This window comes from Kitasatospora sp. NPDC036934, assembly GCF_055608425.1.
Genome location: NZ_JBVJQR010000006.1, coordinates 251,696 through 271,352 on the forward strand (window position 1 = coordinate 251,696; position 19,657 = coordinate 271,352).

The 19,657-nt window shown below is 73.9% G+C and carries 15 protein-coding genes; 1 reads left to right on the forward strand and 14 read right to left on the reverse strand.

Features of this window, described 5'->3' with window-relative positions:
* Window position 1 precedes the first annotated feature (1 nt).
* From ACZ7BZ_RS11760 to ACZ7BZ_RS11805, 10 genes are all read right to left on the reverse strand, one after another.
* Complete coding sequence (locus ACZ7BZ_RS11760) at window positions 2–1,030, reverse strand: LLM class flavin-dependent oxidoreductase (protein ID WP_470358221.1); 1,029 nt, start codon at window positions 1,028–1,030, stop codon at window positions 2–4.
* Complete coding sequence (locus ACZ7BZ_RS11765) at window positions 1,027–1,617, reverse strand: hypothetical protein (RefSeq protein ID WP_380462722.1); 591 nt, start codon at window positions 1,615–1,617, stop codon at window positions 1,027–1,029. Before ACZ7BZ_RS11765 ends, ACZ7BZ_RS11760 begins: the two co-directional genes overlap by 4 nt.
* A 76-nt stretch (window positions 1,618–1,693) precedes the next feature.
* Window positions 1,694–2,965 carry an adenylosuccinate synthase gene (locus tag ACZ7BZ_RS11770; protein WP_380462724.1) on the reverse strand — a complete coding sequence of 424 codons (1,272 nt, stop codon included), beginning with the start codon at window positions 2,963–2,965 and terminating at the stop codon, window positions 1,694–1,696.
* A gap of 35 nt (window positions 2,966–3,000) precedes the next feature.
* Window positions 3,001–4,002, reverse strand: a complete 1,002-nt coding sequence (locus tag ACZ7BZ_RS11775) for an NAD(P)-dependent oxidoreductase (protein ID WP_380462726.1) — start codon at window positions 4,000–4,002, stop codon at window positions 3,001–3,003.
* Window positions 4,003–4,046: 44 nt separating this feature from the next.
* Window positions 4,047–4,679: a sigma-70 family RNA polymerase sigma factor gene (locus ACZ7BZ_RS11780; RefSeq protein ID WP_380462728.1), complete on the reverse strand. Its 633-nt coding sequence runs from the start codon at window positions 4,677–4,679 to the stop codon at window positions 4,047–4,049.
* An 82-nt stretch (window positions 4,680–4,761) separates the two neighbouring features.
* Window positions 4,762–6,030: an aspartate aminotransferase family protein gene (locus ACZ7BZ_RS11785; RefSeq protein ID WP_380462730.1), complete on the reverse strand. Its 1,269-nt coding sequence runs from the start codon at window positions 6,028–6,030 to the stop codon at window positions 4,762–4,764.
* Window positions 6,031–6,201: 171 nt separating this feature from the next.
* Window positions 6,202–8,226, reverse strand: coding sequence for a class I tRNA ligase family protein (locus tag ACZ7BZ_RS11790; protein WP_470358222.1), 2,025 nt, complete (start codon window positions 8,224–8,226; stop codon window positions 6,202–6,204).
* A gap of 96 nt (window positions 8,227–8,322) precedes the next feature.
* Window positions 8,323–9,654 (reverse strand): lysine N(6)-hydroxylase/L-ornithine N(5)-oxygenase family protein, encoded by a 1,332-nt coding sequence (locus ACZ7BZ_RS11795; RefSeq protein WP_470358223.1) that lies wholly within the window; start codon window positions 9,652–9,654, stop codon window positions 8,323–8,325.
* 32 nt (window positions 9,655–9,686) lie between these two features.
* Complete coding sequence (locus ACZ7BZ_RS11800; RefSeq protein WP_380462736.1) at window positions 9,687–10,841, reverse strand: saccharopine dehydrogenase family protein; 1,155 nt, start codon at window positions 10,839–10,841, stop codon at window positions 9,687–9,689.
* Window positions 10,842–10,875: 34 nt separating this feature from the next.
* On the reverse strand, window positions 10,876–12,144 hold the full coding sequence (locus ACZ7BZ_RS11805) for an ATP-grasp domain-containing protein (protein ID WP_380462740.1): 1,269 nt from the start codon (window positions 12,142–12,144) through the stop codon (window positions 10,876–10,878).
* Between the two features lie 820 nt (window positions 12,145–12,964).
* Here ACZ7BZ_RS11805 and ACZ7BZ_RS11810 point away from each other — a divergent pair.
* Window positions 12,965–14,914, forward strand: a complete 1,950-nt coding sequence (locus ACZ7BZ_RS11810) for an alpha/beta hydrolase family protein (RefSeq protein ID WP_470358224.1) — start codon at window positions 12,965–12,967, stop codon at window positions 14,912–14,914.
* A gap of 67 nt (window positions 14,915–14,981) precedes the next feature.
* Here the strand turns inward: ACZ7BZ_RS11810 and ACZ7BZ_RS11815 are convergent, their stop codons facing one another.
* The 4 genes from ACZ7BZ_RS11815 to ACZ7BZ_RS11830 form a co-directional block, all read right to left on the reverse strand.
* Window positions 14,982–15,545, reverse strand: coding sequence for an NUDIX hydrolase (locus ACZ7BZ_RS11815; RefSeq protein WP_380462795.1), 564 nt, complete (start codon window positions 15,543–15,545; stop codon window positions 14,982–14,984).
* A gap of 149 nt (window positions 15,546–15,694) precedes the next feature.
* Window positions 15,695–16,885 carry an amidohydrolase family protein gene (locus tag ACZ7BZ_RS11820; protein ID WP_470358225.1) on the reverse strand — a complete coding sequence of 397 codons (1,191 nt, stop codon included), beginning with the start codon at window positions 16,883–16,885 and terminating at the stop codon, window positions 15,695–15,697.
* A gap of 25 nt (window positions 16,886–16,910) precedes the next feature.
* Window positions 16,911–18,035, reverse strand: coding sequence for an NAD(P)/FAD-dependent oxidoreductase (locus ACZ7BZ_RS11825; RefSeq protein WP_470358226.1), 1,125 nt, complete (start codon window positions 18,033–18,035; stop codon window positions 16,911–16,913).
* Complete coding sequence (locus ACZ7BZ_RS11830; RefSeq protein WP_470358227.1) at window positions 18,032–19,648, reverse strand: FAD-dependent oxidoreductase; 1,617 nt, start codon at window positions 19,646–19,648, stop codon at window positions 18,032–18,034. The genes ACZ7BZ_RS11825 and ACZ7BZ_RS11830 overlap by 4 nt, the downstream gene beginning before the upstream one ends.
* Window positions 19,649–19,657: the final 9 nt, after the last annotated feature.

Here is a 19,657-nt window from a genome sequence, read left to right on the forward strand (position 1 = left end):
GTCAGCTCCTCTCCGCGCCGGCGGCGGTGAGCCGGGCGACGATCCGGTTGGCGGGCCGGGCCAGCCCCAGCTGCTCGCGCAGGGTGCCCGCCCCGGACGCGCCCGAGTAGCGCCCGGCGGCCCGCAGTTCGGGCAGCACCAGGTCGGTGAACGCCGCCACGCTGCCGGACTGCGGGAGCCGCAGCAGGAAGCCGTCCAGCGGCGTGCCGTCGGCCCAGGCGGCGAGTTGCCCGGCCACCTGCGCCGGGTCGCCGACCAGCACCGCGTGCCCGTCGTCCGACAGCGGGGCGCCCGCGGCCGCGTGCAGTTCGCGGGCCCGCTGCGCCGTCTCCGCGACGAAGGGGGTGACGGTGGCCAGCTGCGGCCGGTCCGCGGCCGCCGCCCGGTCGGGCGCCCCGGCGACCAGCACGTCCGCCTCGGCGGCGAGCAGCGGCTCGCCGGCCGGGGCCAGCACCACCGGGTGGCCCTGCGGCGGGCGGACCAGGTTGAGCGGCCCGCGCACCCGCAGCACCGGGCCCACGTGGTCCAGCACGTGGACGCGGTCCGGGTCGATGAACCGCCCGGTGTCCTTCTCGTGCACGAACGCGCCGTCCTCCCAGGTGTCCCAGAGGTCGCGCAGCAGCGGCGGGAACTCCGCGGTCCGGGCCTCCCGGCCGTCCGCCGGGTCGACGCCGTCCCGGCGGTGGTTGGCGTCCGCCTCCGGGTCGGGGCCGGTCACCACCCGCCAGCCGGCCCGGCCGCCGCTGATGTGGTCCAGCGAGGCGACCATCCGGGCCAGGTTGTACGGCTCGCAGTAGGCCGGCGCGGCGTCCATCACCAGGCCGATCCGCCGGGTGCACACCGCGAGCATCGAGGCGGTGACGACCGCGGCGGGCGGGGCGGCCCGGCCGGGCCGGGCGGCCGGTCGGTCGCCGAGCAGCAGGGCGTGCACCCCGGCCTCCTCGGCCCGCCCGGCCGCCGCGACGATCCCGGCGGCGGGCCCGGCGAGCAGCTCCTCGGGCAGCTGGTAGACCAGCGCCAGTCCGGTCACGACCGGCCCCCGCTCGCCCCGAACAGCTCCGCCACCGAGGCGTCGTACGCGCTGCTGATCCGGAACGCCTTGCCGGCCAGCGCCAGTCGGCGCTCCACGGGGACGGCGGACGGGCTGCCGCCGCCCTGCTCCAGCAGCTTCAGCACCTCGTCGTAGTCGTCCGGGTCGCTGAGCGGGATGACGTGCTCGAAGTTCTTCGCCGCCCCGCGCAGCATCGCGGGCCCGCCGACGTCGACCTTCTCCCGGAAGCCGGCCGGCTCCAGGCCCGGCTGCGGCTCGGGCAGCAGGTAGTAGTTGTTGCAGACCAGGTCGATCCGGGGGATGCCGTACTCCGCCATCTCGCGCAGGTCGGACTCGGTCTCCCGGGCCAGGATGCCGCCCATCACGGAGACGGTCAGGGTCTTGACCCGGCCGCCCAGCAGGGTCGGGACGCCGGCCAGGTCGGCGATGTTCTCGACCTGGTGGCCCGCGTCGCGCAGCAGCCGGTACGTCCCCTCCGTGGCCGCGACCCTCCAGCCGAGCCGGAGCAGTCCGGCGGCCAGCGGCTCGATGTTCCGCTTGTCGCTCACCGCGAGTACGGCCAGCATGTCAGCGATCCTCCTTGAGTGGTCTTGGGTGGTCTCGGGTGGTCTCGGGTGGTCTCGGGTGATTCTGAGCGGTCGGCTACTTGATCTCGATCAGCGCGTCCCGGTGGGAGCCCACCGACACGTGGCGCACCGGCACCCCGAGCAGTTCCTCGATCGCCTCGACGTACTGCCGGGCACCCGCCGGGAGTTGCTCGTAGCTGCGGACGCCGGAGATGTCGTCGTCCCAGCCGGGCAGGGTCTCGTACACCGGGGTGCTGGCGTCGAGTTCGGCCGGCCGGGGGCTGAACTCCCGTACCGTGCGGCCGTCCCGCTCGTACGCCACGCACAGGTCCAGCTCGCCGGTGCCGCTGAGCTGGTCCAGGTTGGTGATCGCGACCTCGTCGGCGCCCTGGACGCGCACGCCGTAGCGGGTCGCCACCGCGTCGAAGGCACCGAGCCGGCGCGGCCGGTTGGTGGTGGAGCCGTACTCGCCCCACTGGCGGCGCAGCCGGTCGGCGCGCTCCTCGTCGAACTCGGTGACGAACGGCCCGGCGCCGACGCACGAGGAGAAGGCCTTGGTCACGCCGACGGTGCGGTCCACCCGCGCCCACGGGACGCCGATGCCCACCGGCGCGTGGCCGGCCAGGCAGGTGGACGAGGTGGTGTACGGGTAGATGCCGTAGTACAGGTCCTTCAGGGCGCCGAGCTGGCCCTCGGCGATGACGGAGGCGCCGTCGTCCAGGGCCTTGCCGAGCAGCTCGGTGGCGTCGACGACGTGCGGCTCCAGCCGCTCGGCGACCTCCAGGGCCCAGCGGGTGACCTCCTCCAGGCGCAGCGGCGCTCCGCCGTAGATCCGCACCAGCCGCTCGTTCGCCCAGTCCAGTACGGCGGCCAGCCGGGCGGGCAGGTTCTCCCGGTCGTAGAGCTCCCGCACCAGCAGGGTCTTCTTCATCACCCGGTCGCCGTAGGCCGGGGAGATGCCGCGCCGGGTGGAGCCGTACCGGCCGTCCGAGAGCCGCTCCTCCTCGGCACCGTCGAGGTCGCGGTGGAACGGGAAGCAGATCGAGGCGGCGTCCGCGACCAGCAGCCGGTCGGCCGTCACGCCCTGGTCCCGGATCGCCTCGAACTCGCCGAGGAAGCCCTCGACGTCGACGGTCATGCCGGGGCCCAGCACGCCGGTCACGGTGGGGTGCAGCACGCTGCTGGGCAGGCTGTGCAGCTTGAACTTCCCCTGGTCCGTGTGGATCGTGTGACCGGCGTTGCTGCCGCCGTGGTAGCGAACCGTGTAGTCGGCCTCGGCGGAGAGGTTGTCGACCATTCTTCCCTTGCCCTCGTCACCCCAGTTGAGGCCCACGATTGCCTTCAGCACGACGAAACTCCCTCAGCTCGACGTCGGTACGGTGGTCAGGCCAGCAGGGCGCGGCGCCGCTCGGCCGCCTGGCCCCAGACGTCCGGGTTGAGGACGGCCGGCGGCTGCTTGCCCTCCAGCGCGCTCAGCAGCTGGGTGGCGGCGGAGAGGGCCAGGGCCCGCTTGGTCTCCACGGTGAAGTCGGCGATGTGCGCGCTGAGCACCAGGTTCTCGATGTCCAGCAGCTCGCTGTCGGCGGCCAGCGGCTCGTCCTCGTAGACGTCCAGGGCCGCGCCGCCGAGGTGGCCGCTGCGCAGCGCCCGGGCCAGCGCCGCGCCGTCGACGACCCGGCCGCGAGAGGTGTTCATGAAGTACGCGCCGGGCTTCATCTGCGCGAAGGTCTTGTCGTTGAACATCTGCTCGGTCTCGTCGTTGAGCTCCGGGTGGCAGGTGACGAAGTCGGCGCGGGAGAGCAGCTCCTCCAGCGTCTCGACCTTCTCGGCGCCGACCTCGGCCATCTTCTCGGCGGAGACGTAGGGGTCGTAGGCGAGCACCCGCATCAGGAAGCCGCCGTGGGCGCGGCGGGCCATCCAGCCGCCGACGTTGCCCAGGCCGACGATGCCGAGCACCTTGCCGGTCAGCTCGACCCGGTGGGCGGTCAGCCGGGCGTCCCAGGCCTTCTCGATGCCGTCCCGGCTGATCGCGGTGAGGCCGCGGGTGACCATCAGCAGCAGGCCGAGGGCGTGCTCGGAGACCGGCTTGCCGCCGAGACCGGGGTTGTTGGCGACGACGACGCCGGCCGCGGTCGCCGCGTCCAGGTCGATGTTGTCCACGCCGCGGCCGCTGGAGAGGACGGCGACCAGGTTCGGGGCGGCGGCGATCAGCTCGGCGTCGATCCGGGCGGGGTAGCGGGCCACGATGCCGTGCGCCCCGGCGACGGCGGCGAGGACCGCCGGCCGGTCCTGGTCGTCCACCCGGCGGACGTCGGCGTGCTGCTCCAGCAGCTCCTCGGCTTCGGGGGCGTACATCGAGCCGATCAGGACCACGGTGGGTCGCATGGCGGGTCTCCTCAGGCAGGGGGTGGAAGGGTGGTGGGGCCGCGTCACGCGGCCATGGCGGCGGCGAGCAGGTGCTCCAGCGGCTTGAGTTCGCCGCCGCGGCTGGCAGCCAGGAACCGCCGGGTCAGCTCGGTGCGCTCGGTGGGCGCGGGGGTGAAGCGGGAGCGGTCGGCGGCCAGCCGGTCGCAGGCCCGGCCGTACAGCTTGCGGCTGTAGGCCTCGCTGATGCCGAGTGCGGCCGCGATCTCCCGGTGGCTGTAGTCGAAGGCGCGGCGCAGCAGCAGCACGGCGCGTTCGGCCGGGCCGAGGCGTTCCAGCAGCCAGGTCATCCGGCCGCCCAACGCGTCCTCGTCGCCGACCAGTTCGTGCGGTTCGCCGCTGCTCGGCAGGGCCTCCTCGGGCACCAGGGCGCCGACGTAGGAGACCTTCCGGGCGTGCGCGGACTTCAGGTGGTCGGCGCACAGCCGGGTGACCACGGTGGCGAGGAACGCGGCGTGGTTCTCCACGTTCCGCGCGGCGGACCAGCGCAGCCACGCCTCGGAGACGATGTCCTCGGCCTCGGCGACGGATCCGAGCCGCCGGTAGGCGAGCGCCATCAGCCGGGGGCGCTGGCTCTCGAACCGCTCGTCGTGCTGCTCGTCGGGTGCTTGTTCTCGCTCTTGGACGGGGCGGGACAAAGGTGCTGCCTCCCAGGGCTGTTCCGGTGCGGGGCCGCGGTCGCGGACGTGGCCGCGGCCCCGCACCGGACGCAGGCTCGTGTCAGCGGCCCTCGGCCAGGACCTGGCCCAGGCTCTTGGCGAACGCCGCGGAGTACTCGGCGATCTCCCCCTCGCCCATCGGGGTGGAGATGCAGCCGAGGCCGCTGTCACCGAGGTGGATGCCGTTCTCCAGCAGCTTCCAGTACAGGGCCTTCATCGCGGTGGCCGCGCTGTCGTACCCGGCGGGGGCGCTGTTGGCGACCACCCGGAACAGCGAGCCGAGGCCGTTGACCTCCCAGTCCAGGCCGGCCTCGGTGAGGGCGGCGCGCATCCCGGCCCGGGCCTGCTCGCCGAGCAGGCCGATCCGCTCGTGCGCGTCCGGGGTGAGCAGGCGCAGCGCGGCGATGCCGGAGCTCATGCTGACCGGGTTGGCGTTGTACGAGCCCGAGTGCGGCAGGGCCGGCTTGCCCTTGCTCGGGTCGAAGACGCTCATGAAGCGGCGGCGGCCGGCCACCGCGCCGATCGGCATGCCGGCGGCGATGACCTTGCCCATGACGGTGATGTCGGCCTCGGCGCCGAGCAGCTGCATCGCACCGTGGTAGCCGACCCGGTAGGAGCCGACCTCGTCGGAGATCAGCACCGCGCCGCTGGCGTCACAGAACTCGCGCAGCGCGTCCAGCCACTCCTTGCTGGCGGGCAGCAGGCCGATCCGCCACGGCACCGGGTCGATCAGCACGCAGGCCAGCTCGTCGGCGTGCTTGCGCAGCACCTCCAGCGAGCCCTCCGGGTCGTTGAACGGGATGACCACGGTGTTGCCGACCACGCCCTGGGGGTTGCCGGTGACGGCGTGGCTGATCAGGTTGCCCGAGCCGTCGTTGTTGACCGCGACGGCGTCGTAGGCGCCGTGGTACGCGCCGGCGATCTTGGCGATCTTCGGGCGCTGGGTGAAGGCGCGGGCGGCCTGGACGGCCATCATCACGGCCTCGGTGCCGGAGCTGGTGAAGCGGACGTGCTCGAAGGTCTCGTTGCGGGCCGACAGGGCCTCGGCGTACTCGACCTCCACCGGGGTGGGCATGCCGAAGCTGGTGCCGTGGCCGACCGCCGCCGCGATGGCCTCGACCATCTCGGGGTGGGCGTGGCCGTGGATCAGCGTGGTGCTGTTGTTCAGGAAGTCGATCCGCTCGACACCGTCGACGTCGGTGACCCGGGCGCCGCTGCCGGAACGGACGTAGACGGGGTAGGGCGAGCTGTAGACGGCGGTGCGGCTGTTGCCACCGGGCATGACCTCGACGGCGCGGGCGTACAGGGCGGCGGACTTCTCGGTGTTCACGGGCAACCCTTCGGGACGGGCCTGGACGGCCTTCGGAATCGGGCAGGGCAGAGGCAGGACATGGAACGGGGCAGGGGTGCGCTCGGCGCGGGATGCGGCGGACCGCCGACCGGCGCGCCGGGTCTGGTCTGGTCTGGTCTGGAACGGGGGGTCAGGTGCGGCGGGGCCGGGTCAGTGCGCGGGGCCGGTCGGCGCGTCCGCGGAGAAGTACGGCCCGGTCAGGGCGACGGCGCTGCCGGGCGCGACCCACCGCACGGGGGCGTCCCCGGCAGCCGGGGCGCTCTCCCCCAGCTGCCGCGCGAGGCGGGCGGCCAGCTCCGGCAGCAGCGGCTCGGCCGCCACCGCCAGGGCCCGGACGGCGCTCAGCTCCAGGGCCATGCAGGTCCGCGCGGTGGCCGAGACCGGCTGCACCAGCAGGACGTCCTCGCAGACCTCGGTGAACCGGCGGGCCTCGGCCACGAACTCGCGCAGCTCGCGCGCGGCGGTGCGGGCGGAGAACCTTTCCGGCTCCAGGGCGTTCGCCAGCCGGGCGGCGAAGGCGCGGATCCGGCCGTAGAACTGCTCGGCCTCGCCGTTCCAGCTGCCAGCCTCCGGCGCCACGCCGTCGAAGTGCTTGCGCAGCCGGGCGTCGACCGAGGCCAGCCAGCCCTCCCACTCGCCGAGCAGCTCGGTGCGGACGAACTCCCGGTAGTCCGCGACGACGAAGTCCCGGCGCCGGATGTCCGGGCTGGTGGCGGCCAGGTAGAGCCGCAGCTGGTCGCTGGTCTCCGGGCGGAAGGCGTCCCGGCCCCAGATCGCGTGCTTGCGCCCGGTCGAGAACTTCTGCCCGTCGAGCAGGTAGAACTCGTTGCACACCATGGTGTCGGCGAGCGCCAGCTTGTCGGTGAAGGCCCCCAGGACGGCGGGGAAGACCACCGCGCGCAGGAAGGCGTTGTCGAAGCCGAAGAACAGCACCGTGCGCGGCGCCTCGGCCTCGGCGTACTCCTCCCAGCCGGCCAGGCCCTGCCCGACCGCCAGGTCGTCCACCGCGGTGAGGAAGCGCGCGGCCAGTTCGAAGGCCGAGTACATCCGCTGGCCGTCGGTGGCACCGGACGGGTCGGCGGGCAGCAGGATGCCGTCCGCGGCGACGGTGCTCACCGGCAGGTCGGGCAGCGGGGCGGCCAGCACCCGGTCCACGTAGGACCGCAGCCGGGCGCTCATCGAGACCGACCGCAGGTAGCCGGTCAGCCGGGCCCGCAGCGGCTCCAACGGCATGTAGTAGCGGGTGAGTTCGCGCTGCTCGGCCGGCGTCCCGCAGGCGCGGCAGCTCGGGTCCAGCAGCTCGTCGTCGGCGAACGGCAGCGCGCAGGCCTCGCACTCGATGCCCGCGGTGTCCCGCGAGCCGCAGTGCGGACAGGCCCCCGCGACGAACGCCTCGAACAGGTACGTCCCGCACGGGGCACAGTAGTTGGCCTGGACGGTCTTGGCCACCACCGTCCCGTCGGCGCGCAGCCGCTCGAACACCTCCAGGGCCACCTGGGGGTAGCGCGGGGAGGACGGCCGGACGAAGACGTCCCACTCGACCCGGGCGGCGGCCAGCGCCTCCTGGATCGCGTCGGTGTTGCGCTCGGCCAGCTGGTAGAACGTCAGCCCCTGCTCCTGGGCGGCGGCCGCGACCTGGCTCTGGTGGCCGACGGTGCCCAGCAGCAGCCGGACCGGGGTGCCCCGCGCGACCAGGCCGCGGCGCAGCAGGTCGGCGTTGAGGAACGGGCCGGCCAGGTGCCCCAGGTGGAGTTCCCCGTTGGGCGTCGGGAAGGAGGGCAGCAGCAGGACGGGGCGGCCGGCCTGCGCGGTGCGGGCGGCGCGCCGGTCGTGCTCGGCGTCGAACGCGGCCAGGTCCTCCCACCAGAAGGTGAGGAAGGACAGCGGCCGGTCCTCGGCCGGGTTGTGCAGGGTGTGCACGCCCAGCGGCGGGATGCGCAGCGCGTCGCCCGCCGTCACCGGCACGGTCTCGCCGTCCGCGGTGACCTCGCCGCTGCCGTCGAGGATCACCCAGACCTCGATGTCGTGGTGGTTGTGCGGGGCGGTGGTCTCGCCGGGCCGCAGGGTCACCCTGCGGACGTTGACGGGGAGTTCGGGGTTCTGGGCCCAGGCCGGCTGGACGCTGCGGACGAAGTCCGGCAGCCCCATCTCGTTGACGGTGCGTGGAACGGTCACGATGTCCATCGTGTGGTGGGGGTGGACTCGCCCCCGGCTCCTCTCCCGGAGTCGTTGGTGCTCTGTCGGTGCGTGCCGGTACGGACCGGCGGCGGCTCAGTGCCCGGCGTGCAGGGCGAGTTCGACGGGCGCGTCGCCCGCCTCCTGCGGACCGGCGGAGGCCCAGTCCAGGGCCGTACTGACCGATCCGGTGTCGTAGCGCCGGCGGCCGAGCAGGCTGTTGGTGATCATCGCGCTGCGCCAGGCGAGCAGGCTGAGGTTGGGGTCCGCGACCCCGTACTCCCGCCGCGCGGCGTTCTGGACGAAGATGCGGTTCTCCGCCGGGCCGTCCCACTGGAGGCTGAAGTCCGGCCCCACCACCGGCAGGCCGTCGCTGATCGCGAGCCGGTCCTTGAGGCCGAGCAGCAGGTCGGGCATGGCGTGCTCGTAACCGGTGGCGCAGATGACGATGTCCACCGCCTCCCGCACCGACTTCCCGCCGCGGGCCGGACGCCAGTCGATGACCAGCCCGTCGTCGGTCTCCTCCAGGTCCTCCAGGGTGTGGTCGAGCAGGATCCGGCAGCTGCGCCCGCGGCCCTCCAGGAGGTCCAGGTCGTAGAGCCGGCGGTAGAGGTCCTCCAGCAGCGGGATGGAGATGCCGTCGCTGGTGAGGCGCAGCCGCTGGACGATCTCCTCGCGCTCCTGCTCCGGCAGGCCGTAGAAGTGGTGGCTGTAGTCCGGCAGGTAGAGCTCGTCGACGAACGGGCTGTCGTCCAGCGGGAGCAGGTTGGTCCGCCGGGTGCCCCAGAGGATCTGCTCGGGGCGGCGGTCCTCGCCGGCCAGCAGGTAGTTGACCACCTCGGCGCCGCTCTGCCCGCCGCCGACCACGGCGACCCGCTTGCCGGCGAAATCGCGCGGCCGGCGGAGCAGTTGGTCGGTGTGGAAGACCTTCTCCGGGTCGTGGCCGCGCAGGCTGTGCGGCAGTCGCGGCGACAGGCCGGTGCCCACCACCAGGTTGCGGGCCTGGAGCAGGCCGTCGCTGGTGTGGACGACGAAGGCGCCGCCGTCCCACTCGACGTTCTCGGCCCGCACGCCGAAGCGCAGGTTGTCCAGGCCGGCCACCGCCCACTGGCAGTACTGCTCGAACTCCCGGCGCGGCACCTTGGACCGACCGGTCACCAGCAGCCGGTAGAGCCGCTTGGTGTCCACCTGGAAGGCCAGGAAGGAGAACGGATTGGTCGGGTCGACCGGAGTGACCAGGTCCTTCAGGAAGTGGACCTGCATCTCGGCGCCCGGCAGCATCAGGCCGGGGTGCCACTCGAATCGTTCCTTGTGGTCGACGAAGAGGGTCGACAGGCCCGGTTCCCCCGACGTCAGTGCCGCGAGACTCAGATTCGAGGGACCTATGCCGACACCCACCAGATCGAAAGTCTCCGGCATCTCACTCATGCTGTCTCTCCCGTAGTCACTAGGGTGCTGGGTCAGCCGATCTCGTGCGCCGGCAGCCAGGTCACTCCCCGGGCGGTGAGCGACCGCATCAGTCCGTCGAACTGCTCGGCGGACAGGGTGCGGTGCGGTTTGTGCCAGCCCGGGCCGGTGATCGACCGGTCGGCGAGCAGGTCGGTCGCCCCGGCCAGCGCGAACCCGGTGGTGCGGGCCATCGCGGAGAGGCCGGTTGCCTCGTCCGCGGAGTCCAGGAGGGTGCTGCGCAGGCTGGCCGGCGCACCGGCCAGCCTGCCGTGCGCGGTCACTTCCAGGACCACCAGGTCCCGGTCGCCGGCCCGGGCGCGCACCTGCGGGGCCAGTACCCGTTCGACCACTCGCTTGGGCGGCACCTCGACGCCGTCGACGTCCACCGATTCCTCGGCCAGCAGCCCGAGCCGGGCCAGGTCCGAGACGGCCTGGGCGAAGCCGGGCCAGCGCAGGGTCTTCTGGGTGCAGTCGGCCCCTTGCAGCAGCGGGTGCTCGCCGAGCCAGGGGGCCATGCCGTCGTGGTAGGCCTCCAGTCGGCCGACCCCGTCGACCTCCCGCGTCTCGACCCCGGAGAACCGGGCGTGCCGCACCCGCCGGCCACCGCTCAGGGCGAGTGCCTCGCGCTGGGCGATCGGCAGGTGGTGGTCGTTCTCGCCGCCGAAGAAGGCGGTGTAGCCGAGCGGTTCGCGGGGCTGCTCGGGCACGCCGCCGCAGCAGATCTCCAGCGACTCGACCTGGTCCAGGCGCTGGGCCACGTGCACCGCGAGCAGCTCGGTCAGGCCCGGTTCGAGCCCGAGCGGCAGCAGCACGGTGGCGCCGGCCGCCCGGAACCAGGCGTCCAGACCGGGGAGTTCCTCGGTCGGCGGCCGGGTGATGCTGGCCACCGGCACCCTCGGGTCGGTGCGCACCACGGTGCGGATCACCGCCCGGGTCGCCGCCCACGGCAGTGCCGTGGCGACGGCGTCCCGCCCGGCGAGCGCGTCGGCCGGGTCGGTCTCGACCCGGACCGTACGGTCGCCGAACCCGGCCAGCCAGCGGGCCAGTTCCTCGGCCCGCTCGCGGTCCCGGTCGACCAGCGTCAGCTCGGTGGTGTCCGGGCCGGTCGCCAGCGCGTACGCGGCGGCCCGGCCCATCTGCCCGCAACCCACCAGCGCCGCCCTCACGAGCGCCGTCCCCGCGCCAGGGGGGTCACGGCGCCTACTCGCCGTCGGCCGCGGTCACCCGGGCCACCGTCTCGGCGGGCACCCGGTCCAGCAGCGCCTCCAGGCCGGCCCGGTCGACGTGCCGGGCGATCACCGCGGCGACCCGCTGCTGGCCGAAGTTCTCCGGCGGCAGGGCGACTTCGGTGCCGGCCGGGACCTCGTAGAAGACGTGGTCGAAGCCCGCCTGCTCGCAGAGCCCCTGGAGGCCGCCGACCTCCTCGAAGCGGCCGGCCCGCTCGGCGAGCACGAACCGCAGGCCCGCGTTCATCCGCCGGTCGTGCTCCAGCCGCAGCGGGTCCCCGGTGGCGACCCGGATGACGTTCTCGAAGTAGTCGACACCGGTGGCCAGCGGCACCAGGTGCGAGCCGATGTAGTCACCGGCCGGGCGGGCGGCGATCTCGATGAACCGCAGGCCCCGCTCGCCCCACTTGGCCTCCAGGTGGAAGGCGCAGTGGTCGAAGCCCAGGCCGGCCACGATGTCCTTGGTGGTCGCGGTGATCTCCGCCCAGGCGTCGGCGGGCAGCGCGCTGGGGACCTGGTGCGACAGCTCCAGGTGGTAGGGGACGCTGGTCACCTTGTCGGTGATGGTGACGACGTGCACCTCGCCGTCCGAGACGAAGCCCTCGACGCTCAGCTCGTCGCCCTCCAGGTACTCCTCGACGATGAACTCCGCGCCGAACTGGCGGAACACCGGGTCGAAGTCCGGCCGGGCGATGCCGGCCAGCCGCGCCATGGCCGGTTCGAGGTCGGCCGGTTCGCGCAGCTCGAAGATGCCCTTGGAGCCGGAGGCCCCGGTGGGCTTGACGACGGCCGGCAGCCCGACCTCGTCCAGGGCGGTGCGCAGTTCGTCCAGGCCGGTGACCCGGGCGAAGCGCGGGAGCACGCCGCCGAGGTGGCGCAGCGCCTCCTTCATCGCGTACTTGTTGCGGGCCCGCAGCGCGGCGGTCTCGGACATGCCGCGCAGGCCGAGGTCGGCCGCGATCGCCGAGACCAGCTGGACGTCGACCTCGGTGAAGTTGGCGACGCCGGCCAGGTCGTAGCTCTTGGCGAGCTCCCGGGCGGCCGCCAGGGAGGCCTCCCGGTCGTAGGTGTCGACCTGGCGGAATTCATCCACGAGCGGCTTCGCGAATTCCGGGACGGAACGGCCGAGAAGCACCACACCATATCCGAGACGACGGGCCGCGAGAAGGGATTCGAGCCCCTCCCGCTGAATCCTCCGCAGGTTCACGAAAAGAACATGGCGCTTCGCCACAGGACCCTCCACTTTGCCTTGCCGGATGAGAAAGCCGAGCAGATCCAACGATGACCCGAGAGGCCTTGGGTTGCCTCTCCGGCCTGACCGGTGGTCAAACCTGTTCGGTTACCCGGAATGTGCGGGGGCTTCCGCACGGTAACCGATCGCAGAAAGTTCCGCGCACGACTTCGCGGGCCGCGTCGGAGTGGCACGCGACCGTTTGCGGAGAAGCACACGGAGGATTGGGCGGGAATCCCGAGTCGGCGGCATGGGTATCGCCGCGCTGCCCCGGCCCGGACCGGGTTTCAGGATTCTCAGTTAACACGGGCACCGTCGACAACGCCGCCCCCGGGTTCACCACCAGCATGATTTGCCCTCAGAGACATGTCAACAGGTCTCTTCCGGTCAGCACCGTCTCCCCGACGATCATCGGCCACTTCTCCGGCCGCACCCGTGGACACCTGCTGTTCCACCGTCAAGGGCCATCTGTTGCACGCGAGTTAGCGACATCTCCGATCCCGGGTGGAACACCCGTCGGTTTCGGCCGCCGGACGCCTGCCGCCCTGGTCCGGCCCGCCCCACGCACCCGCTTGGCCGAAATCCTTCCTTCCGGTAGAAACTTGTCCGGACCTCGGGCGGGACCGGTCCGCCTCTGGCAGGATGATCAGTCCGACCGGGGCGGCCCCGGGTGGACTCCCGCGCCGGCCGTCCGTCTCTTACACGTCACCGAACCCGCCTGCGGCGCAAGCGACTTCCGCCCTGCCCGCACGCACCCGCCGGCCCTGTCCGTGCCTTCCCGCCCCCCGGTCCCCGTTCCCGACCCGGCCCCCATGACTGCCGAGGAGAACGCATGGCAGACCGCGCCCGAAGCGCGCCGTACGGCACCTGGCCCTCCCCTGTGACCCCCGCCGACGTGGTACGCAGCGGGGTCCTCGTCGAGTGGGTCGGCTTCCTGGGAGCCGACCCCTGCTGGACGGAGGTGCTCCCGGAGGACGGCGGCCGCAACGCCCTGATGCGGCGCGGCCCGGACGGCGCCGCCGTCCAGGTGCTCCCGCCCGGCTGGGACGTGCGCAGCGGCGTCATCGAGTACGGCGGCCGGCCGTGGACGGCTGTGTCCGACCGGGCCGACGACGGGGTGGTCTTCAGCCACCGCGGCGACCAGCGGCTCTACCGGTGGTCCCCCGGCCGGGAGCCCGTCCCGCTGAGCCCCGAACCGCCGGACGGCACCCAACTGCGCTACTGCGACTTCGCGGTGCGCGGCTCCGAGGTGTGGTCACTGCGCGAGACCGTCCTGGACGAGGCCGGCACCGAGGTCCGACGCCACCTGGTGGCCCTGCCGCTGGACGGCGGCGCGGCCGAGGACCCGAAGGCCGTCCGCGAACTGGCCGCCACGCACGCCTTTCTGACCGGACCACGGCTCTCGCCCGACGGCGGCCGGGTCTGCTGGCTGGGCTGGGACCACCCGAACATGCCCTGGGACGGCAGTGAGCTGATGGCCGCCGGCATCCGCCCGGACGGCACGCTCGACGAGCCGGTCCGGCTGCTGGGCGGCGCCCGCGAGGCCGTGGTGCAGGCCGACTGGGCGGCCGACGGCTCGGGGCGGCTGTACGCGGTCTCCGACCCGGCGGGCTGGTGGAACGTCCACGAGCTCGGACCGGCCCTGCACCCGGACGGCGCGGTACGCGCGCTCCACCCGGCCGAGGAGGAGTTCGGCGAGGCCCCGTGGCGGATCGGCCTGCGCTGGCTGCTGCCGCTGCGCGACGGCACCCTAGCCACCGTCCACGGCACCGGCCGGCGCCGGCTCGGCCTGCTCGCCCCCGACGGTGGGCTGACCGACCTCGACCTCCCGTACACCGAGTGGTCCTCGGTGGCCACCGACGGCCGGCGGATCGCCGCCGTGGTGGCCGGTCCGGAGCACCGCCGCACCGTGGTGCTGGTCGACCCGGCCCGGGGCACCGCCGAGGTGGTCCGGGCACCGCTGCGGGCCCACGAGGAGTACGCCTCCCGCCCGGTGGTGCGGACCTTCCAGGGCCCGGACTCCCCCGTGCACGCCTACGTACACCCGCCGTACCACCCGGAGTACCGGGGGCCGGCCGGCGAGCTGCCGCCGTACCTGGTGTTCGTCCACGGCGGGCCCAACAGCCGCAGCCAGCCGGTGCGCAACCAGGAGTTCAGCTACTTCACCAGCCGGGGCATCGGCGTGGTGGACGTCCAGTACGGCGGCTCCAGCGGCTTCGGCCGGGCCTACCGGGAGCGGCTGCGCGGCCGCTGGGGGCAGGTGGACGTCCAGGACTGCGCGACGGCGGTGCGCGCCCTGGTCGCCGAGGGCCTGGCGGACCCGGCCCGGATCGCCATCCGCGGCGCCAGCGCCGGCGGCTGGACGGCGATCCTGTCGGCGCTCGCCGAGCCGGAGCTGTACCGGGCGGCCGGCCTCTACTTCCCGGTGCTGGACCCGGTCACCTGGCGCACCGGCGGCACCCATGACTTCGAGTCCCGGTACACGGACGCCCTGATCGGCCCGTGGCCGCAGCAGCGCGCCGCGTACGAGGAGCGCTCGCCGGTCCGGCTGGCCGAGGGCCTGAACGTCCCGGTGGTGCTGTTCCAGGGCGAGCTGGACGGCATCTGCCCGCCCGCCCAGGCGGAGCGGCTGGTGGACCGGCTGGTCCGGGCCGGCCTCCCGCACACCTACCTGCTGTTCCCCGGGGAGCGCCACGGGTTCCGCCGCCGGGACACCGTGGTGCGCTGCCTGGAGGCCGAACTCGACCTCTACGGGCGGACGCTGGGCTTCGACCCGGCGTGACCGGGTGTGCACGCGGCTGAGCCCGCGGATCCCGTCCGGGGTCCGCGGGCTCAGTCGCCTCAGTGCGTCAGAGGGTGTCGAGCAGCCGGCCGGCCCGGTCGAGGGTCTCGCGGAAGTTCTCCTCGGTGGTCCGCTCGCGCGCCTCGGCCACCGTGAGCCACTCCAGCGGCGACTCCGGGTTCTCCGGCCGGGCGTCCTCCGGCCTGCCGGTGGCCAGCAGGAACCGCAGGTCGGCGTGCTCGTGCGCGGGCTCGCGGGGCGAGGCCGGCACCGGCACCACGGTGAGGTGCACCAGGGCGGCGTCCGGCCACGGCACCAGGTCGGTCAGGTGGGTCTCCTCCAGTCCCTCCCGCAGCGCGATCTCCAGCGGGAGCGTCTCGCCCGGGTCGCCGTGCCCGCCGACCTGCAGCCAGGCCTGCTGGCGGACGTGCCAGCGCAGCAGCACCCGCTTGGTCTCCGGGTGGACGATCAGGGCGGAGGCCGTGAAGTGCAGCGGGGTCGCGCGGTCCCAGGCGTCGGGCTTGCCGACCAGGCCCAGCAGCCGCTCGTGGTCCGCCGTCTCGGCCGCGCCCTGGGGCCGGTAGCCGCCCAGCAGCTCGGCCAGGCCGGGGGTCTGCGTCCCGCTCGTCATCCTCAGCACTCCTCGTTCCGTCGGGCCGTTCCACCCGGCCGTTCCGCCGGGCCGTCTCATCCGGCCGTTCCGTCGATCTCACGTCATCGTCCGCGCACTGCAGGGCCGTTGGACCCGTTCGCGTCCCGCGTGGGGCGAACGGGCCCACCCTACCCGGTGATCACGGCGGGACGCTCGGTGAGCACCGCGGGACGGCTCGCCCGGGGGGTGTTGCGGCTGGCCAGGAAGCGCACCTCGCCCGCCGTCACCACCGCGGAGATGCCGGGCATGTCGCCGATCGCCAGGGCCTCCAGGGCGGTGTCCGCGGCCGAGCCGCGCGGCGCGTCCAGGAGCACGAGGTCCGCCTCGTCACCCGCCCGCAGCCGTCCGGCGGGCAGGCCCCAGACGTCGGCGACGTTTCCGGTGGCGAGCGCCCAGACCCGGGCCGGCTCCACCGGTCCCAGCGCGGACAGCTCCACCACCGTCTTCAGCACCGCCAGCGGGATCACCCCGAAGCCCGAGGGGGTGTCCGAGCCCAGCACGATCCGCTCCAGCGCACCCTCCTCCACGGCCCGCCGGACGATCCGCAGGCCGGCCCGGAGGTTCCCGGCCTGGACGATCTGCAGCGCCATCCGGCTCTCGGCCAGCAGCCGGTCCACGGCGGCGTCGGGCAGCGCGGTGGGGCCGCCGTTGGCGTGTCCGCAGACGTCCGGATCGAGCGCCAGCAGGTCGTCCGCGCCGAGCGAAGCGGAGCCGGCGGCGCTGGCGCCCCCGGCGTGGCACATCACCTTCAGGCCGTGCGCCTTCGCCCAGCGGATCTGCTCGACGCCGTCCACGGCCTTCTCGTAGGCGCCGAAACCGAACTTCGCCAGCCACACCCCACAGCTCGCCAGCTCCGCGAAGTCGGCCTCGTCCAGGGTGGGTTCGAGCAGCACGTTGCCGGCGTGCACCCGCATCCCGCCGGGGCGGAAGTTGTCGTAGGAGGCCCGGGCGGCGACCGCGAGCGCCTTGACCCCGGCCCGGTCGCGCGGGCGGCCGGGGACGTGCACCTCCCCGGCCGAGATGGTCCGGGTGATGCCACCGTGGACGTACCCCTCCAGGTAGTCCACGGCCTTCTGGCGGGGCGAGTAGTCGCCGAAGGCGACGTGCCCGTGCGAGTCGATCAGGCCGGGCGCCACCGTGGCGCCGGCCGCGTCCAGGACCCGGTCGGCGGCGGCCAGGCCGTCCGCCAGATCGGCGGCCCGGCCCACCGCCGTGATGCGGCCGTCCACGCACAGGACGGTGTCCGCGCCGTCGACCAGCGGAGCGGTGAGATCACCGGAGACCACACACCCGGCCCCCGTGACTGCCAACGTGCCCACGTCGTCTTCCTCTCGTCGTCCCGTCTCACACCGCTGCGAAGCGCTCGGGCCGGAACGCCACCGCCAGTTCGGACGGCTCGCCCAGCACCTCCCGCGCGACGATCTCCCCGAGCACCGGCGCCAGGGTGAGCCCGCTGTGGGTCACCACCACGTACAGCGAAGGGGCCCCGGGCACCCAGCCCAGCACGCTCATGCCGTCCGCCGGCATCGGGCGGACCCCGACGAAGGCGTCCTCCACCGTGATGTCCGCCCCGGCGGTGCCGGGCAGCACCTCGGCGAGGCGCCCGAGCACCTTCTCCGCGGCGGCCGGGCCCTGGCTCTCGTCGGTCAGTTCCTCGTCCACGTCGTGGCAGTGCAGCACCAGCCGCCCGCCGCTGTGCGGACGGATGCTCAGGTGCGGCGCGTGCAGCACCCGCTCCACCCGGACGGGCACCGGGGAGGTCCGCACCAGCAGCCCGCGCACGGTGACCCCGGAGTCGTCCCCCGGCTCCACCAGCGGCACGTCCGCGCCGGCGTGGCCGAGCAGCTCCCGGGTGCCGCGTCCGGCGCAGCCGACCACGGCGTCCGCCTCGATCTGCTGCCCGGAGGCCAGCCGGACGCCGCGCACCCGGTCGGTGCCGAGCAGCCCGGTGACGGCGTCCCCGATCCGCAGCCGGACGCCCAGGCTCCGGGCCCGCTCCTGGACGGCCGAGACCAGCCGGTCGCTGACCACGTGGGCGTCGTCCGGGTAGTACCACAGCGGCCCGTGCAGACCGTCGAGCGCCAGGCCCGGCTGGAGTTCGCGCCGGACCCGCTCGGCGTCCAGCTCCTCGACCGGGTAGCCCTTGGCCCGGTAGCCGTCGGCGATGCCGGCCAGCCGCCGGGCCCCCTCCGCGCCGTCGGCCCAGTGCAGGTTGCCGCGCCGGAAGAACCAGGGCTCGCCGCCGGTGGCGGCGGCCAGCCGCTCGTGGGCGCGCAGGGCCTCGGCCGAGAGCCGGTAGTAGGGGTCGAACCCGTTGTCCACCGCGTTGACCCAGCCGAAGCCGTGGGCGGAGAGCCCCTCGGCGGGCTCCCGGGCGTCCACCAGGACGACCTCGGCACCCTGTTCGGCCAGCCGCAGCGCGACGCAGCTGCCGATCGATCCGGCTCCGACGACGACGATCCTGGTCATCGCTGCTCCTCCTTGCCGAGCGCCGTCCCGCACAGGTAGCCGCCGACCAGGGCCGGCCCGAGGGTGCCGCCGGAGCCCGGATAGCCCGGGCCCATCACCGGCGAGGTGACGTTCCCGCAGGCGTACAGGCCGGGGACGGGCGTGTCGTCGTGCCGCAGCACCCGGCCGCGCTCGTCGGTGACCAGGCCGCCCTTGGTGCCGAGCATGCCCGGCTCGACCCGGACGGCGTGGAACGGCGGCTCCACCAGCGGCGCCAGGCAGGGGTTGGGCTCGTGCAGCGGGTCGCCGTAGTAGCGGTCGTGGCTGGTCCCGCCGCGGCCGAAGGCGGTGTCGACGCCCCGGACGGCGTCCGGGTTGAACACGGCCAGGGTCTCGGTCAGGCCCTGCTCGTCCACCCCGATCAGCCGGGCGAGTTCGGCGGGGGTGTCGGCGCTGGTGTACCAGCCGGGCACCGGGCCGCCCGGCTGCACGCCGGCGATCGGGTAGGTGCGGCGGAACGCCTCGTCGAAGACCAGCCAGGCGGGCAGGTTGGGGCGCTCGTGCCGGGTGGGGTCGAAGGCCAGGAAGGCCTTGGTGACGTCGTTGTAGTTGACGGCCTCGTTGACGAAGCGCCGGCCGTGCCGGTTGACCAGGATCGACCCGGGCAGGCAGCGCTCGCCGACCAGGTGCCGGGACATCGGCACCCCGTCGTACTCCTCGCCCTGGCCGGACACCGCGGGCACCCACCAGGCCTGGGACATGCTGTCGAGCGCCGCCCCGAGGACGGTCGCCATCAGCAGGCCGTCGCCGTGGTTCCACGGCGGGCTGACCGGGCGCGTACCGGCCAGCCCGAGGTGGGCCCGCTTGAGCCGCTCGTTCCACTCGAAGCCGCCGGTGGCCAGCACCACACCGGCCCGTGCCCGGTACTCGACCGGGCCGTCCGCGCCCTCGGCCCGGACGCCGACCACCCGGCCGTCCTCGACCAGCAGTTCGGCGGCCCGCACCCCGGTCTCGAAGGCCACCCCGCGGTCGTCGCAGGCCGCCACCAGGCCGGCCACCAGCGCGGCGCCCACCGTGACGACGCCCTCGGCCTTGCGGCGGGCGACCAGCTCGTGGTCGTAGCGGCCGGGGATCTGCCAACGGTGCCGCTCGTCGTAGGTGACGGCGTCGAAGTGGCTGCCCTTCCTGATCCGCTCCAGCAGGCCGGGGCGGTCGGCGGTCGGGAACGGCACGTTGTCGAGGGTGCGGCCGACGTCCCGGGCGCCGGGCCAGTCCGAGTGGTAGTCGGGCCGGTCGATCGGGAACAGCCGGACGGGCGTCTCGGCGTGCAGGTAGTCGACCACCTGCGGCGCCGCCTCGACGTACTGCTCCAGCCGCCACCGCTCGACCTCGCCCTCGGTGACGAGTTCCAGGTAGCGCAGCGCGTCCTCGGCGGAGTCGGGCATGCCGTGCTCGCGCATCACGGAGCTGTCGGGCACCCAGATCATGCCGCCGGACACGGCGGTGGTGCCGCCCAGCGCGGGGGTGCGTTCGAGGACCAGCACCCGGTGCCCGGCGTCGGCGGCGCGGCAGGCCGCCAGCAGTCCGGCGCCGCCGGAGCCGATCACCAGGGAGTCGGTTTCAACCTGTCGCACGGCAGTCCA